This is a genomic window from Lysinibacillus sp. NPDC093692 (assembly GCF_050280125.1).
Lineage (GTDB): Bacteria > Bacillota > Bacilli > Bacillales_A > Planococcaceae > Lysinibacillus.
Map to the genome: position 1 here is coordinate 184,165 of NZ_JBNNUW010000002.1, position 15,946 is coordinate 200,110.

Genomic DNA, 15,946 nt, shown 5'->3' on the forward strand with positions numbered 1-15,946 from the left:
GAAAATATTCAGTTTTTACTAAGAAAAAATATAGTATCATATTATATACTTATAAAAAAAGGAAATTAATGAAACCGATTGAATATTTAAAACGTATTGGAAGTAGGAAAGAATATTGAAGTAGGTGAGGAAATGGTACACACCATTTACATAGTATTAACAAAAACAGGTACATTATTATCAAAAGCTATAGGTATGTATACTGGAAAAGAGATGAATCATGCGTCCATTGCTTTTGATGAGGAGCTCTTTGAAATGTATAGCTTTGGACGTCGACAATTAAACAATCCTTTAAGTGGGGGATTTTTACGAGAAGATGCAGTCAGAGGGCTATTTGAAACAGCTGATTGTGTCATTTATCGTTGTAGAATATCCCATGACCAATACTTAGCCATGATGAAGATCGTACATTATATGTATTGGCATCGCGATCGTTATAAATATAATTTTATTGGGCTCTTTGGCGTTATGATGCAAAGGGAGGTTCGAAGAGAGCGCGCCTATTTTTGTTCGCAATTTGTGGCGATGCTTTTAAAGGTAGGTGGGCTGAGTGTTTATCAAAACCCAGCATTAATGACACCCCATTGCATCTCACAATTACCTTATTTAGAACAAGTATATGCAGGGAAGCTTGCAGATTATTTACAAAGTGTGCGTTCACCAGCAATGTTATACGGTTAAGGACAAACCTCGAATCACTCTAATTATTTTTTACCTTCGCTATTGATAACGCCTCGGCATATTTAGATATCGTCGAGGCTTCATTTGATGGCCACTCTAGGCCAAGGTCGATATAGATTGTCATTGGATATGATTCTTTAGTCCCGATAATTTACTCGGCATTCTTCGTCAATCAATGAACATAAAACTATTCTGTTATAAAATTAAAGGTCTTCAAGTTGGGTATTATTCTCATTGTAGTATATTATATACTTTAAAGTGGAAGCTGAAGGTTATATTTTAGTAATAAAAGTAAAATGTCAGTTATAGAAATCTACCGTCTCAATAGTTGGGAGATGAATAGAGTTTAAGCTACTTTTCAGCGGGTGTCCTAACATCCACTAAAAGGAAGTTGAAAAATACATAAGGGGGCGTTATGGATGAGTGAAGAATTAAATACATCTGGCTGGGATGCGATTGATGAGGAGTTATTAAAAATTTATGGGGAGCAAGAGCCGAAGCATTATGGAACCGTTATTCCCTATTTATTAGGGGGCGAAGATCCGCTTGAAGGAATTAGTGCATATAAGAGTGAGACACCGGTTCCGCACTGGCATTTTGTCACTTATGGATTTTCCGAGTTATATGAGAAAGAATCTGAAAATGCTGAATACAGCGGATATGGGTTTGAGTTAACATTTCGTCTTGCCCGAAAGGAAGATGAGGAGGAACCACCTGCGTGGGCGTTAAATTTGCTACAAAACATGGGAAGATATGTGTTTAATAGTGGCAATGTTTTCAGATCAGGTGATTACTTGGATGCTAATGGTCCAATCTGCGAAGGCGAGGACACGCTTTTAACGGCACTTGCCTTTACGATAGATCCCGAGTTGCCTGCTATTGAGACACCAAATGGACAAGTGGAGTTTATTCAAATGGTCGGTATTGCAGGTGATGAGCTTGAGGCGATGCAAACGTGGAATACAATGGGCGTGCTAAATGCAGGACTTGAGTATATTCCGAGCTATGTTACTGATTTATCTCGTGCATCTCTTTTACAGATTCCATCCATTGCAGAAGCGGTAGCAAAAGGAATGGAGGAAGGGGGTTCTAGTACCGGCTTTTTATTCGTAGACCAATTAGCTTGGGAGCAGGGCAAAAAGGGATTGTTCAGCAAACAATCTAATAAGTTAACACTGGGGGCAAAGCAAGCGGGAATAATCGGCAAGCTATTACGCGGACGGGTTTTAAAAGAGAGAAGTCTGACCTTAGTTAGTCAAGAATTCCGTGTTGTATTTGAGCCGGGTGAAAAATGTGGGTATAACGTGGAGGAAACGGATGTTACCATTACTTTAAATGACAAGGCAGTTAAAGAACTCACTCAAAGCTTGATGCCGCAAGAACAAGAGTTTGAAGTATCCTCTATACCGGGGCTTTCCATCCAAATTGCAAAAACATATATTAAAGATCAGCAAGGAAACGTTGTGGAAACAATCGGATGATAAAATATAGTCTCCCGCTAAAACGAACTGAAATCCAAATGATGTGCTTTGGGTTCGTAGTGGGAGATTTTTTTATTAATAGTAACGTGGAACAATCGAATCTAATGCTCCAAAAGATAAGTTTGAATGAACTAGAAAAAGAGAATTTATTATTCGCATGAAAAGACGAAGTACTACTTTAACTCCTATCTGTAAGGGGAATATCTTAAATGAAGAAACAGACAAAAAGAGCATTGAAAATCGTTGATATTGCCGAAGAGCCTTTAGAGAAATTACCATACATTACAGCTGTATCAAAGGGAGTGGGTATTTCTTATGAATGGCTTCCTGTTTATTGGGGAGAGATGCTTGAACTGCCAGAAGAGCTGGATGCGATAATTATTGCTTCTGATTTACAAGGAATCGCAGGTCATAATCGAGAAACGATAGAAGAAGCTCCAAAGCTACTGGGTGAGGAACTTGCGGAGGTGCTCTCCCTTTTGTTTCAAATCCATTTACCAGATTTGGACCCAGCCAAGGTGATGGTTTGCTTATGTGGAGATTTATACACTGATCTAACGAAAAGAGGTGCTAGCGGTAATCCTCTGTCTGTATGGAGAGCTTTTCAGAGTCAATTTGGATTTGTCACAGGCATTGCAGGAAATCACGACCTATTGACGAATAAGGAAAAAGTTGAATTGGATTCTACCTCAGGTATACATTACTTCTCGGATGGGGGCACGATCACGTATGCAAATCTTGCAGTTGCAGGGCTTGGAGGAATCATAGGTAGGTCAGATAAACCGAATCGTATGGGAGAAGCTGATTATTTAGCGATACTCAGAGACATTTTAAGACATGTTCCCGACATCCTGCTACTTCATGAAAGTCCGAAGATTAGCTCACAATGTCTACCTGGGAATCCACATATTTGGAATGAACTACAGAATGCTGCTGAGCTTCTGGTATGCTGTGGCCATGTTCATTGGGGTACACCACTAGTTGAAACGAATGATAGGTTACAGATTTTAAATGCGGATGGACGTGCTTTTATTTTCACTGCTGCGACATTAAATTAGAAAAGATTTACTTAATGGGAGAAGCTTCTCAAGCAAAAGGGTAAGACATTTGTAAGAAGTATAATATTTAAAATATGAAAGGAGTCTTAATATGGGGGCATGGGGATATAAGCCATTAGCAAGCGATGAAGGCTTGGATGTAGTAGATTTTTTAGAGGACTATATCCATAGTAATTTAGAATCAAATCATTTAGAGCTATCTGAGGTTATCAATGCGATGAAACGAAAGGGGTTTTTCGGAGAGAGCTTCGATGATATTGATTTCCTTTTCGATATAAGTGCGATGGCGCTTGCAGAGCTTTATATAATGTATCTTGATACAGGGAAATTAAATGATGCAGAAGACAAATTTGAAAAAATACACTCAATAAATGCGGATGAGGAATCATTGAAGTTTATATTAAGATATTTAACTGATATTAGAGCTGAAGTTCCAGATGCTGATGGTATTAGGGAAATCGTTGAATTATGGCGTGAATCAGAATGCTGGATTGAATGGAAATCTAATTTTCTATTCAGTAGAGTTGAAAAAGAAATTGTCCATTCTTTAAAGTGATATTGGAATGGGCATTTCATCTTTATGTAAAGAGCTTTTTTCTCTTTTGAAATCTGGTAGTTATCAAGAGAGTACAAGCTCTTTACTTTTACTACAAGGGAACAGAGCTACGCGATAGCTTATTTCTTCAGAAATGATTTTATTTCCCTCGTATACGATGTCATAATGAAATCCCCATTCAACGCAATAAGATGGTGGCGTTCATTTTTCTTTTTGATGAGAGCCCATGTTCCTATACCTATTTCTTTATTTACGCGAAGATAAGTAATCCAAATACTCTAACCTAGTAAGCCCACCTGTTTGACGGTTGAATTCATCATATGTAATATCCTCTGGTAAGCCAAATTCCGCAAATGCCTGCTTGCGGTCTTTAGCATATAACGGATGCTCCAGTGAATGTAACATTGCTTGTTCTCTGGTAGTATCAAACCATTCGACGTTGATGCCTGCATATACGCCATAATTAGAAAAACGACTTGCTGCTTTAAAAGAAGTTTCTTTTTCTGACTTACTAATTGTTCCTGTTCCCCAGGAAAGGCGGTAGCGTTTTTCTTTTCCATAATCAATGGTTATACCGTAACCAAGTGGCAACAGAATATCTGTTTCGGTTAGCGTTTTGTGTCCAATTTTTTCGTAGCCACCTCGCATAAAATGATCGTCCATGACAATCAATGTTTGTTCAGCTAATGGAGCAGATGTAATATGCTCTATATTTGGTAAGCGATTTCTTGTTTTGAATAGATAAGGTCGAATGAAAAGCGGCATCGTCATTACATTATTCCATAGGCTTTCTTCCGAAAACAAACCATCTTTTTGCATTTTGCGTAAATCCCCGACGACAAGCACATAGTCATCTGTGAATAAATCAATTTCAACTCGGAAAATATCTCCTGGAACAGCTTTATAGCGCAAGCTTTTTTTTCTTGAGAGTTTTTCCAATTTCTCATTATAATCTGGTGGTAAATTGGATGGATACTGTTGTAGCCACTCGATCAATTCCTCTTTAGTTGTTAAATTTTCCATGTTTGTTAGTGGCAATTCGAAAAGGGTTTTCGCATTGCGAGCGACGATGTAACTAGATGGCTCATTCCCTGTCCCCACGCCAGCAGAGAAAACAACCCCATTCGCTTTAACACTGGAAATATGGGTGTAATTCATTTTCTTCTCTTTACCGCGTGCAGTTTTAGGGAGAATGACTTCACGATTTCGTGTCGATATCTCCACATCCGATTCCTGATAAACCTGCTCACTAACCGAGATACGTTTTCGAATGATATCACCATCCATGCAGATGAAATAGCCACTTCGTATTTCAATCGTATCCCAATGCTCTTCTATTTGATGTAGTCCAAAAGAAGGACGGAGCGTATTTGTTAGCCAACTGTTGATATGTGCCATGAGCTTGCCTCCCATTCATGTGATAAAATTGATTAATGGATTATGTCAAGTATACTGAATGCTTTTAGCTACGAAAATATTTTATATAAAAATATCCATGAAATAGTTAATATTAATTATTTAAATTGATTGCACTGGGGAAGAAGGTAACCCTTGTATAAAGGTCGCCATGAGTTTTCTTCAACTTTGAATCTTGTCCTGAAAACTAACGATAATGCAATGTTCAACATTATCGTAAAACCTTTTTCTGCTATAATTAATGACAGTTGAGATAAGGATGATAAAGATGCAGATTGTTACAATTGAAGGCGTTCCCTATGATTGGTTGAAGCGATTGCAGGAAATTCATGCACATGTATTTGATGGAGCCAATTTACCATTAGAAAAACTTGAAAGTAAAGAGGGGCTCATTTGTTTATTAGCAGTAAAAAATGAGAATATCATAGGTTTTAAACTAGGTTACACATATCCAGATGGTGTTTTTTATAGCTGGTTAGGTGGTGTCCATGAAAAGAAACTTGGTCAAGGGATTGCCAGTCAATTAATGAAACAGCAACATGAACATCTGCAGGCACTGGACTTTAAAAAAGTTCGTACATATGGTAGGAATGAGCGAAAGGCGATGCTCATCACAAATCTTAAACACGGATTTGATATTGTCTCAACTTTTGTGGATAAAAAAGATCGACATAAAATAGTGTTTGAAAAAATATTGGAATAGGAGTTTTAACATGAAGGCATACTTAGCAAATGGATTATTTTCTTTAGGAGATCGTTTAGTTAACGAACAGCTCGCTGCGGCAATTAGAGAGGCAGTACCCGGTATCGAATTATATGTACCACAGGAGAATGATGCGATAAACGATAAAACGGCCTATGCGGATAGTTTGGCGATTGCACAAGCAGATTTAGAAATGTTGCAAAATAGCGATGTATTAGTAGCTGTTTTAGATGGTGTTGAGATTGATTCAGGTGTAGCAGCAGAAATAGGTGCATTTGCGATGCTGGATCGTCCAATCGTAGGTGTCTTTACAGATGTTCGTCAACAAGGTCGGGACAATATGATGAAAATAGAGGCACTTGTACGGGACGGAATTGAAAATCAGTTTGTTTATCGTAATTTATTTGTTATTGGTTTGATTAAGCGCACAGGAGTAATTACTACTTCCATCGTTGAAGCTGTTCAAGCTGTTCAAAAATATAAAAAATAGAAGGAGACCTGTATGCTATTATCAACAACAGATATTGTGGCGGGAAAAGAGATTGTAGAAACGATAGGTTTAGTAAAAGGTAATTCAGTACAATCAAGAAATGTTGGTCGTGATATGATAGCTGGACTTCGCAATATTGTCGGAGGAGAAATGAAGGAGTATGCAGAAATGCTCGTTCGATCCCGAGAAATTGCCACGCACGCTATGGAGGAAGAAGCAAGACGACTAGGGGCAAATGCCATTGTTGGCGTAAGATTTTCCACATCATCTGTGATGGATGGTACATCAGAGGTATTAGCATACGGAACAGCAGTAAAAGTAAAGGAATAACTGCTAAGGGCTTCAATCAACAAGGTTGGAGCTCTTTTTTATTTGCTGCTTCGGAATTCATTGGTAAAAATAAAGTTAATTCTAACAAAAGTATAGTATGTTTAGTCTGTTTAATGGTTTTTGTTGTTAATTAATATATATCAATTATACCAATATTGTAGAAAATTTATAGTTAAAAGGACTAATAGTGTCCATCTAATTTTGTATAATAGAGTTGTAACTATGAAGAAAGAGTGGGATATACGGTGGATTCACAACAAAACAAAGGCTATCGTGTCATTTCGATGTTTGACAGACTAATAGATGGTCAAGGAATTAACAAAAAACAAGAAGCATTTACACATAATGTTGGTGAAAAAACAATACAACGGGATTTGAATGAAATTCGAGCGTATTTGGAAAAAGCTAAATTGGATAGCCATTTACAATATGTTCGGACAGAAAATGTGTACAGGTTGACAAATACAGGGGAAAGTAATTTATCGAAGGAGCAAGTTTTAGCGATTGTTAAAATTCTGATCGAATCAAGAGCGCTGTTAAAATCAGAAATGAGCGATATTATAGATAAGCTTATTTCGATTGTTGCAGCTGATAAGCAGGAGTTTATTCGCAATATTATTTTAAATGAAAAGCATTTGTATGTAGATTTACATCATAAAAAGTCTCTATTGCGTTTAATTTGGGATCTGTCAGAGGCGATTCAAAAAAAGAAAATCATTAAAATTGATTATTTACGTGAAGGCGAAGCAATTCCGACAGAAAAGATTTTAAAACCACTCGCCGTTATTTTCTCAGAATACTACTTTTATTTAATTGCTTACGATAATAAGTACGAAAAGGATTTGCCCATTGTCTATAGAGTCGACCGTATACAACATTTACAAGAACTCGAACAAAAATTTCAAATACCCTATACCGAACGCTTTCAAGAAGGAGAGTTCCGTAAGCGTATTCAGTTTATGCATGCTGGCGAGCTGTTGCGTATGAAATTTATCTTTAAGGGAACATCCCCGCAAGCGGTTTTAGATCGCTTACCAACAGCAAACATAGTATCTAAAAAAGATGAGCAATATTTATTTGAAGCAGAAGTTTTTGGACATGGTATTAAAATGTGGCTATTGAGCCAAGGGGCAAACATTGAAGTGCTAGAGCCAATTGAGCTTAGAGAAGAGATCATTGAAACGATTCAATCGATGCAGGAAAACTATCGCTATATATAATAAATAAAAGCTATCCACAAATAAACGATAAAAATCCGCGTAGAATCTAATCGAAGCGGATTTTTATCGTTTAAGAGTCAATATATTTAAAAAAGATCCTCAAAAAAGGCCATATTAAAATGATCTAAAAGCTTGTAATCTTTCATATAGTTTTCCTCATACAAATAAACGAATAAATGCTTTGAGTCATCTAATCGAAGGCCTATTTCTCTTTTATCATTAATACGTAATGTTAGCCAATAAGCCTCGTCATAATCTGAATTGGAAAAATAGACTTTTCGAAGCGGCTGATTTTCAAATTGCTGCATTATTTGATTGATTGTAGCTACATCTGTAATAGTGATTGTTTTATTATCAGAGGAACGGATCAATTCAATTTCATTAATTTGTTCGATATCAAATAGTTCAATAACCTCCTTATCAAATGTTGAATCGCGAGTTAAAAATATGGTTGAAGCATATAAGATGAGAAGAGGTAATAGGATGCCGAATAATATTTTGTATCGTTTTTTCATGTTAAACTCCTTAAATTCTGAAAATTTGTACATATGTATTCTTTCCCACGCTATAATTGAGCATATACTGAATGGATAAAGGATGGCAACCAAATGACGCATAATCATGAAGAAAAAGAGATATTGTATCCAGATGGTACATTAATGTATCGTGGCGGTGTGAAGAAAAATGACTTTGGTCATGACATTTATGATGGGAAGGGTACGCTATTTGACCAAAAAGGCGAGCTTTTATTCGAGGGAGAATTCGTCAATCATATGAAGCAAGGTAACGGCATCATGTATTTAAAAGGCCAAATAATATACCAGGGCGAATTTATTCAAAATAAAAAGCAAGGTAATGGTATTTTATATAAGGGCGGTCACGTATATTACGAGGGGCATTTTCGTAATGATTTGATGGAAGGTTACGGGGTTTTATATTATGAGGAAGATGGTATTGCCCCATTTAAAGACCTTCGTGAACAGAATCCACATTTAAATCAGCCACAATATGAGGGTGATTTTGTTCATGGCATGAAGAAAGGCAAGGGAAAGCAATATTATCCAAGTGGTTTTTTACAATATGAAGGTGATTTCATATGGAATCATATGCAAGGGGCAGGAAAGCTGTATTATGGACCAGAATCGCCAAGTGCTGAGGAGCTTGCAAAGGGCATAACATCCCTTCTGTACGATGGCTATTTCTTTGAGAATATGAAGCATGGAAAAGGTAAGAACTATTCCAGACAAGGTGTACTTGAATCGGAGGGGCAATTTAAAGAGGATGCGATGACAGGACAGGGTATTCTTTATTATGCTAATGGGCAGGCTTCTTATATTGGGGAACTTGTAAATGGAGCAAAGCATGGCCGAGGAGATTATTTTAATAAAGAAGGAAAAAATATTTATAGTGGTGAATTCATTAACGATGAACGTTTACGAATAACACCAGAAATAGAACGAGAGATTGAAAAATTACAGAAGCAGCTTGATGGACTTGTAGGACTTCCTAATGCCAAGAAGGAGTTACATAATTTAATCAATTTCATAAAAATTCAAAGCTTACGTGTCGACCATGGTTTAACAAGCTTCCCAATCACCTATCATCTAGTGTTCTCCGGAAATCCAGGTACAGGAAAAACAACAGTGGCGCGTATTATAGGCCAAATATATAAGCATCTTGGTGTACTCTCTAGCGGTCATTTTGTGGAAACGGATCGTGCAGGCTTAGTAGCAGGGTATGTTGGTCAGACAGCTTTGAAGGTACAGGAAGTTGTGAATAAAGCAAAGGGTGGCGTACTCTTTATAGATGAAGCCTATTCACTAATCAATGATAGACAGGACGCATTTGGGAAAGAAGCGATAGATAGCCTTTTAAAGGCGATGGAGGATTTACGCGATGATTTAGTTATTATCGTTGCTGGTTATACAGAGCTCATGGAAGAATTTTTGCTTGCTAATCCTGGGTTTAAATCGCGTTTCAATCATTTTGTGCAGTTTGATAATTTTAGCACAGATGAGCTTTATGATATTTTTGCCATGCTATGTAAAAATAATGATTACCAGTATGAGGACGTATTTGCACACCATATGAAGGAGCAATTGCATCAAATTCCAGTCGAATTCATTCCAAACTTTTCGAACGGTCGTTATATACGAAACTTATTTGAAAAGCTCGTGACTATTCAGTCAAACCGTCTTATTCAACAGAAAGACATTACAAGAGAAGCATTAATGGAATTTACAGAGAAAGATATTTTGCTTGGTATAGCAGAAAATTTATTTGATAATACATTTTAACTCTTTCAGCGGATTCCGGACGCAATTATACAGAAGCATGATGAAAAGATGTCATTGAGGCCAAAGATTAATAAAATTTGGCCTCAGCTAAGTATAAATTTGAAAAAAGGAGAGTAAGATGAAAAAACTTTTTGCTTTTATATTAATATGCGCTTGTATTTTACCAAGGGTGATGAATATAAATATTACGATCAACAATAATATTAAAGTACATAAAAAGAATGAATAATTGACAAAAAATGAAAGTAATAGTAATCTAACTAAAAAAACATACGCAACCGTATCTTATTGGAGAGATAACATGCAATTAACGAGGGAAGATTGGATAAAAGCAGGGTTACAACAATTAGCTGATGAAGGAATACATAAAGTTCGCATCGAAGCACTTGCTCGATTGCTAAAAATAAGTAAAGGGAGCTTTTATCACTATTTTCGTGACCATCAAGAGCTGTTGGATTCTATGCTTGACTATTGGGAAGTACATGCAACAAAGCTTATTGTTCAAAGTATGGAGCACCCGGATGCCTCATTAGAACAGCTGTTACAAATTAGTTTTAATCGAGATAAAAAGATGGAGATTGGCATTTATACTTGGGCAAAATATGATCCTGTTGTTGCAGAACGCTTAGTGAATATTGAAGAACAAAGAATTTCGTGTGTTGCGAAATTGTATCAAAAAATAGGCTTAAAAGAAACTGAATCAATGAATCGAGCGAGGCTTGCTTATTTGACGTATGTAGGATGGATGACAAGGTTTGAAGAAAATCCTAATTTTGAAATTGAAAAAATGGTTGAGCTTTTAACTTCTTTCAGCGGGTATCCAAACAACCGATGAAATAGAGGGATTCAGTCTAAAAACGCCCCGTCCTGTGGGCAAAAAACATCATGCCGAGGCATAACTGATTATTCGATAATAAATGTCCCTAATAGGATTATGAAACCTGAAGGGACAAAATTTTTACTATAAACATACGCTTGTGTATGTTTTGAATTGAAACATTGGAGGCGAAAAAATGAAATTACTTTTAATAGTAGCTATAGGTCTTCTGTGGTTTATTAGTTTGTTGCATATTTATTGGGCTTTTGGAGGTCGTTGGGGTTCTACCGCTGCTATCCCTGTAAAAGAGGGTGAGCAAAAGCCTGCTTTTACTCCTAAAAAATGGGGAACATTATTCGTAGCTATTCTAATTATACTGGCTAGTGTCATTATTGTTGTTCAAGGAGGTTATTTGCAGCGGTTCCAATCAAATGTTTTATCTAAACTCGGAAGTATTGTTTGTACTTTCGTTTTCATTATTAGGGCACTTGGTGATTTTAAGTATGTTGGATTTTTTAAAAAAATAAAACACTCTCAGTTTGCTAGATACGATACTTGGTTTTACAGTCCATTATGTTTATTCTTTGGAATAGTCTATATTATTCTGTTGTTTTAAAATATAAGTTTTATATGGCAGAGAGCTTGTTTTTCGATAAAAGCCCAAAAAGTTTCGGTAAAATGAGGTTTTGTTTCGATAAAAGCTCAAATAGTTTCGATAAAGAGCGATTTTGTTTCGATAAATTTTCAAAGTGTTCAATTTGAGATTCCTAAATGTGAAAGAGTCATCCTTTAACCTGCAATAGAATATTTATGGAATAAATTGTAGGTAGGAGGATTAAAAAATTGGACGTAATAAAAAGGAAACTCAAATATTTTGTTAGAAAGCTATACACAAATCAAAAGCGTATTGAGCCATTGTCATTAGGTTGGAAAGGTGCCGCTACCGCTTTAAGTACGATGGCATTTCTAATGATTTTGATTCAAGGTAAGTTTTTATTAGATCAGCGTAGTTTTTTAGATTTCACTATTGGAATGCTCATATTTATTTTATCCGTAGTGCTAATAAGTGGTTTTATCACTCTTCTATTTAATGGAGTGAAAAAAATTCCTAGTCGATTTATATGGATACTCTTTAGTTCGCTAATATTTCTGTTGTTCTGCTTTTTCTCTTCTTCTTTGGAAGTAACTATCCTATTTATTCTATTAGTAGCGGTTGTTGTTTCTTTGTGGGGTGCATTATTATACAAATGGTTAAAGGGTAGCTATAAAAATGCAAAAAAATATCAAAAAGTTAGCGTCCTCACATGTTTATTTATATTGACTATTGGGATTGGAGCATGGAGTTATTGGTTGATTCATCCCGGGGATGCGAACACCCCAGTAGTTGTATTAAAGCAGCTGAAAACATCGAAACGGTATGACAATACTTTGCTTAAAAATCCAGCGAAACCGGGCAACTATCCAATTAGAAAGCTCACATACGGCAATCCGAATACTTATCGGGAAGTCTTTAACCAAAAAAATTCTTTGGCAACTAAAACAATAGACGCTTCCGATTTTATAGAAAAGTGGTCTTCCGTTCGCACGAAAACACTTGGTTTTGGACCTGATGAAATGCCGTTAAATGGTCATGTGTGGTATCCAGAAGGAAAAGGAGACTTTCCGTTAGTAATGATTGTTCATGGAAACCATGTGATGACTGACTATTCTGATACAGGTTACGAATATTTAGGTAACCTTCTTGCGAGTAGGGGCTATATAGTTGTATCCGTAGATGAAAACTTTCTTAATGTATCTCCCTATGATGATATGTTTTTGGTCAGTCCGCTAAAGAATGAGAATCCAGCGAGAGGATTAATATTGCTAGAGCATTTAAAGGTGTGGGAAGAATGGAACAATACTGAAAGTAATCCATTTTATAAAAAAGTGGATATGGAACACATTGCACTGATTGGGCATTCCAGAGGCGGAGAAGCTATCGCGATTGCAGCTGCTTTTAACGAAATGCAACACCCACCTAGTAACGGAAATATTCAATTTGATTATAATTTCTCAATCCGCTCGCTTATTTCTATTGCTGGGGTAGACGGTCAATATATGCCTGCAGGGAAACCACTTCCGTTAAAAAACGTAAACTATTTGGCACTACAAGGGGCGCATGATATGGACGTAAATAGCTTTGATAGCTCTAATCAGCAATATCGGATTTCTTATACGAATAAAGATGATAATATGAATGCGTCGGTCTATATTTATGGAGCCAATCATGGGCAATTTAATGAAGGGTGGGGACGAGGCGATGTAGCCGGCACGGCTAACCAACTCTTTAACCTAAAACAAATTATGCCTCGCGAACAGCAAGAAACCGTCACGAAAGTATTGATTTCTGCTTTTTTAGATAGTACGTTGAAAGAAAAGAAACGATACAAGGAGATTTTTAAAGATTTAGGTTATGCTAAAGAATGGCTTCCTGACACGCTGTATATCAATAATTACTACGATTCGCAAACTTCTTTAATTGCTACGTTCAATGAAGATATTGATCTAAACACGACCACTGTCCCAGGCGGCAAACTGTTCGGCAAGAACTTGAAGGAATGGAAAGAGGAAAAAGTCAAAATGAAAAATGACGGAGCAGATTATAGTGCCGTTCGTTTAGGTTGGGATTCAAAAGACAAATTTTCTTCAGCTTTTTATACATTAAGCCTTCCTGAGAATGGATTAGAGATAGGGCCGAACAGTTCTATCGTATTTTCACTTGCAGATAATAGAGAAGAAGAAAGAGAGAACAATCAGGAGGAACTAATTGATTTTACAGTCACTGTAGAAGACAGCAATGGTAAACGGGCGAGCCTGCCTCTTAGCTATATAGCCAAATTGACACCTGCCATAAAAGGAAAGTTACTGAAAAAACCTTTTTCCAATGTAGGTAATACGACGGAACCAGTGTTTCAATATTATGGATTTTCATTGAACGATTTTAAAGAAGTAAATCCACAGTTTGATCCATTGAAGCTAAATAAGATCCATTTCCAATTTAATTTAACCGAACAAGGGACAATACTAATGAATAATATTGGGATTAGAAATGAAAATATATGAAAATATTAGTAATAACTAGGGAGAAAGTATGGGGGGACAATATTGAAGAACCAAACGATTTACTTACTTCGTCATGGGGAAACGGAATTAATACACAAGGACGATACCAAGGAGAGCTCGATTCTCCATTAACAGAAGTGGGTGTACAACAAGTACAACAAAACGCACAAATACTGAAAAGTTTAATTGGAAATCCTAATGAATGGAAAATTGTGTCGAGTCCATTAGGAAGAGCCATGCAAAGTACTGAAATCATTTGTGAAACAATAGGATATGATGTGAAAAATGTTGAAAAAGATGAACGATTAACTGAGGTTGCTGTGGGACAATGGGCTGGGTTAACGACGAAAGAAATTGAAAGTTCTTGGCCAAATCTTTTTCAAAATACAGATGTGTATAACTGGTATTTTAATGCGCCTAATGGAGAAGCGTATGACTCGGTAGTGTGCAGACTAAGTGCTTGGTTAAAAGGCATGCAACATGTACCAAATGTGATTGCTATTTCACATGGTCTAACAGGTCGTATTTTACGAGGGATTTATGCTGATTTAAAAAAGGAAGATGCACTGAAGCTAGAAGTGTCTCAAAATATATTTTTTAAATTAACGAATAAAACAATCACAAGAATATGTTCGGATTTTGATGATGTTTATCTTCATTTATAATGTTTTTTCACGAAAGTGTAGCGACAGGTACAGAAGACTCCTACCTTTGAAGGTGAAGATGAATGACGGTAAAGTCTCCTGACGCAATTACGCCAAGACGAAATTAATTAAAGAACCTTAAGAATTTCTTCATAAATTTCCTACAGGAATATTCATAAAAGCCTCCTATTATAATGAGTGGGGGGCGTTTTTTTATGAAGAAATTTGTCGTGTTTTGTTTTATATGTGCGGTTGCATTCTTTTTTTATTATACAAATAACTTAACGGAACAAACCGAAATTGAGCTACCTTCGTTGCATAGTAAAAATGCGTTGTTGCTGAATGAAAAAGGAGATATATTATTCGAAAAAAGTGCAGATGCCATTATCTATCCTGCATCATTAACGAAAATTATGACAGCGATTGTTGCCATTGAAATGACTACTGATCTGCAGAAGCAAACAATCGTTGAACCACAAACAATTTCTAAATTTACTGCTCAAAATGCGTCCATGGCTGGCTTTAAGGCAGGAGATTTTGTGACGATAGAGGATTTATTATATGGTACATTGCTTGCTTCTGGGGCGGATGCTACAGGAACACTTGCGGATGCGATTGCAGGAAGTGAAGAATCATTTGTGACATTAATGAATAATAAAGCACATGAATTAGGGCTGAATGATACTCACTTTGTGAATGCCAGCGGATTACATGATCCTGCTCATGTCTCCAGTGTACGAGATATTAGCAAGCTGTTTCGTTATGCTATTGAAAATCCTATCTTTTATCAAATTTTGACTTCAAAAAGCTATAGTACTCATGTGCCTAATGAATTAACGATAACAAGCTCACTTTTGACGAAAATACCAGGCGGAGAAGGTGCGATATTGGGAGGGAAAACGGGATATACACCTGAAGCGGGTCTTTGCTTAGCGTCAATAATCGAAAAAGATGGAAAACGATATATATTCGTGACGACGAATGCAGATGGGCAGGCCTGGACACCACCATTCCATATTGAAGATGCTCTGACAGCGTACGATTCGCTGTAGGGAAAAATATGAAAAAATAACAACTTTTTAATTGTTTCAACCGTCTTCTTTTATAGGGAGCACGCATAAACACTTGAAAAAAGGCGTCTTGGGAGCCTT

At 36.5% G+C, this 15,946-nt stretch carries 16 protein-coding genes; 14 read left to right on the forward strand and 2 right to left on the reverse strand.

Features of this window, described 5'->3' with window-relative positions; genetic code table 11:
* The first annotated feature begins 96 nt into the window (after nucleotides 1-96).
* The 4 genes from ACQKN4_RS03665 (at nucleotide 97) to ACQKN4_RS03680 (ending at nucleotide 3,776) form a co-directional block, all read left to right on the forward strand.
* Nucleotides 97-681: a hypothetical protein gene (locus ACQKN4_RS03665; RefSeq protein WP_427482358.1), complete on the forward strand. Its 585-nt coding sequence runs from the start codon at nucleotides 97-99 to the stop codon at nucleotides 679-681.
* Nucleotides 682-1,100: 419 nt separating this feature from the next.
* The gene (locus ACQKN4_RS03670) at nucleotides 1,101-2,162 is read left to right on the forward strand and encodes a suppressor of fused domain protein (protein WP_427482360.1); all 1,062 of its coding nucleotides are present in this window, start codon (nucleotides 1,101-1,103) and stop codon (nucleotides 2,160-2,162) included.
* Between the two features lie 209 nt (nucleotides 2,163-2,371).
* Nucleotides 2,372-3,220: a metallophosphoesterase family protein gene (locus tag ACQKN4_RS03675; RefSeq protein ID WP_427482362.1), complete on the forward strand. Its 849-nt coding sequence runs from the start codon at nucleotides 2,372-2,374 to the stop codon at nucleotides 3,218-3,220.
* Nucleotides 3,221-3,311: 91 nt separating this feature from the next.
* Nucleotides 3,312-3,776 carry a DUF4259 domain-containing protein gene (locus ACQKN4_RS03680; protein WP_427482363.1) on the forward strand — a complete coding sequence of 155 codons (465 nt, stop codon included), beginning with the start codon at nucleotides 3,312-3,314 and terminating at the stop codon, nucleotides 3,774-3,776.
* Between the two features lie 246 nt (nucleotides 3,777-4,022).
* Here ACQKN4_RS03680 and ACQKN4_RS03685 read toward each other — a convergent pair whose 3' ends face one another.
* Nucleotides 4,023-5,174 carry an immunity 26/phosphotriesterase HocA family protein gene (locus ACQKN4_RS03685; protein WP_427482365.1) on the reverse strand — a complete coding sequence of 384 codons (1,152 nt, stop codon included), beginning with the start codon at nucleotides 5,172-5,174 and terminating at the stop codon, nucleotides 4,023-4,025.
* 286 nt (nucleotides 5,175-5,460) lie between these two features.
* Between ACQKN4_RS03685 and ACQKN4_RS03690 the strand changes: the two genes are divergently transcribed.
* From ACQKN4_RS03690 to ACQKN4_RS03705, 4 genes are all read left to right on the forward strand, one after another.
* A complete protein-coding gene (locus tag ACQKN4_RS03690; protein WP_079561328.1) occupies nucleotides 5,461-5,895 on the forward strand; it encodes a GNAT family N-acetyltransferase in 435 nt (144 codons plus the stop codon).
* 10 nt (nucleotides 5,896-5,905) lie between these two features.
* A complete protein-coding gene (locus ACQKN4_RS03695) occupies nucleotides 5,906-6,385 on the forward strand; it encodes a nucleoside 2-deoxyribosyltransferase (protein ID WP_079561329.1) in 480 nt (159 codons plus the stop codon).
* Between the two features lie 12 nt (nucleotides 6,386-6,397).
* Nucleotides 6,398-6,715: a YbjQ family protein gene (locus ACQKN4_RS03700; RefSeq protein WP_079561330.1), complete on the forward strand. Its 318-nt coding sequence runs from the start codon at nucleotides 6,398-6,400 to the stop codon at nucleotides 6,713-6,715.
* A 245-nt stretch (nucleotides 6,716-6,960) separates the two neighbouring features.
* Nucleotides 6,961-7,935 (forward strand): helix-turn-helix transcriptional regulator, encoded by a 975-nt coding sequence (locus tag ACQKN4_RS03705; RefSeq protein WP_240518262.1) that lies wholly within the window; start codon nucleotides 6,961-6,963, stop codon nucleotides 7,933-7,935.
* Nucleotides 7,936-8,021: 86 nt separating this feature from the next.
* Here ACQKN4_RS03705 and ACQKN4_RS03710 read toward each other — a convergent pair whose 3' ends face one another.
* Nucleotides 8,022-8,450, reverse strand: a complete 429-nt coding sequence (locus tag ACQKN4_RS03710) for a DUF5301 domain-containing protein (RefSeq protein ID WP_079561331.1) — start codon at nucleotides 8,448-8,450, stop codon at nucleotides 8,022-8,024.
* A gap of 93 nt (nucleotides 8,451-8,543) precedes the next feature.
* Here ACQKN4_RS03710 and ACQKN4_RS03715 point away from each other — a divergent pair, with 93 nt between their 5' ends.
* The 6 genes from ACQKN4_RS03715 to ACQKN4_RS03740 all read left to right on the forward strand — a co-directional run bounded on the left by ACQKN4_RS03715 (nucleotide 8,544) and on the right by ACQKN4_RS03740 (nucleotide 15,847).
* Nucleotides 8,544-10,232 (forward strand): AAA family ATPase, encoded by a 1,689-nt coding sequence (locus ACQKN4_RS03715; RefSeq protein ID WP_079561332.1) that lies wholly within the window; start codon nucleotides 8,544-8,546, stop codon nucleotides 10,230-10,232.
* 301 nt (nucleotides 10,233-10,533) lie between these two features.
* A complete protein-coding gene (locus ACQKN4_RS03720; protein WP_079561333.1) occupies nucleotides 10,534-11,067 on the forward strand; it encodes a TetR/AcrR family transcriptional regulator in 534 nt (177 codons plus the stop codon).
* A gap of 178 nt (nucleotides 11,068-11,245) precedes the next feature.
* Entirely contained in the window at nucleotides 11,246-11,665 is a 420-nt protein-coding gene (locus tag ACQKN4_RS03725; RefSeq protein ID WP_079561334.1) for a DUF3995 domain-containing protein, read from the forward strand.
* Between the two features lie 227 nt (nucleotides 11,666-11,892).
* A complete protein-coding gene (locus tag ACQKN4_RS03730) occupies nucleotides 11,893-14,151 on the forward strand; it encodes a chlorophyllase/cutinase-like alpha/beta fold protein (protein ID WP_240518263.1) in 2,259 nt (752 codons plus the stop codon).
* Entirely contained in the window at nucleotides 14,148-14,816 is a 669-nt protein-coding gene (locus ACQKN4_RS03735) for a histidine phosphatase family protein (protein WP_240518264.1), read from the forward strand. Before ACQKN4_RS03730 ends, ACQKN4_RS03735 begins: the two co-directional genes overlap by 4 nt.
* Nucleotides 14,817-15,010: 194 nt before the next feature.
* Entirely contained in the window at nucleotides 15,011-15,847 is an 837-nt protein-coding gene (locus ACQKN4_RS03740; protein ID WP_079561335.1) for a D-alanyl-D-alanine carboxypeptidase family protein, read from the forward strand.
* The last annotated feature ends 99 nt before the right edge of the window (nucleotides 15,848-15,946 follow it).

Coding starts and splice junctions, on each gene's coding strand:
- ACQKN4_RS03670 (WP_427482360.1), top strand. CDS start 1,101: ATGAGTGAAGAATTAAATACATCTGGCTGGGATGCGATTGATGAGGAG.
- ACQKN4_RS03675 (WP_427482362.1), top strand. CDS start 2,372: ATGAAGAAACAGACAAAAAGAGCATTGAAAATCGTTGATATTGCCGAA.
- ACQKN4_RS03680 (WP_427482363.1), top strand. CDS start 3,312: ATGGGGGCATGGGGATATAAGCCATTAGCAAGCGATGAAGGCTTGGAT.
- ACQKN4_RS03685 (WP_427482365.1), bottom strand. CDS start 5,174: ATGGCACATATCAACAGTTGGCTAACAAATACGCTCCGTCCTTCTTTT.
- ACQKN4_RS03690 (WP_079561328.1), top strand. CDS start 5,461: ATGCAGATTGTTACAATTGAAGGCGTTCCCTATGATTGGTTGAAGCGA.
- ACQKN4_RS03695 (WP_079561329.1), top strand. CDS start 5,906: ATGAAGGCATACTTAGCAAATGGATTATTTTCTTTAGGAGATCGTTTA.
- ACQKN4_RS03700 (WP_079561330.1), top strand. CDS start 6,398: ATGCTATTATCAACAACAGATATTGTGGCGGGAAAAGAGATTGTAGAA.
- ACQKN4_RS03710 (WP_079561331.1), bottom strand. CDS start 8,450: ATGAAAAAACGATACAAAATATTATTCGGCATCCTATTACCTCTTCTC.
- ACQKN4_RS03715 (WP_079561332.1), top strand. CDS start 8,544: ATGACGCATAATCATGAAGAAAAAGAGATATTGTATCCAGATGGTACA.
- ACQKN4_RS03720 (WP_079561333.1), top strand. CDS start 10,534: ATGCAATTAACGAGGGAAGATTGGATAAAAGCAGGGTTACAACAATTA.
- ACQKN4_RS03725 (WP_079561334.1), top strand. CDS start 11,246: ATGAAATTACTTTTAATAGTAGCTATAGGTCTTCTGTGGTTTATTAGT.
- ACQKN4_RS03735 (WP_240518264.1), top strand. CDS start 14,148: ATGAAAATATTAGTAATAACTAGGGAGAAAGTATGGGGGGACAATATT.
- ACQKN4_RS03740 (WP_079561335.1), top strand. CDS start 15,011: ATGAAGAAATTTGTCGTGTTTTGTTTTATATGTGCGGTTGCATTCTTT.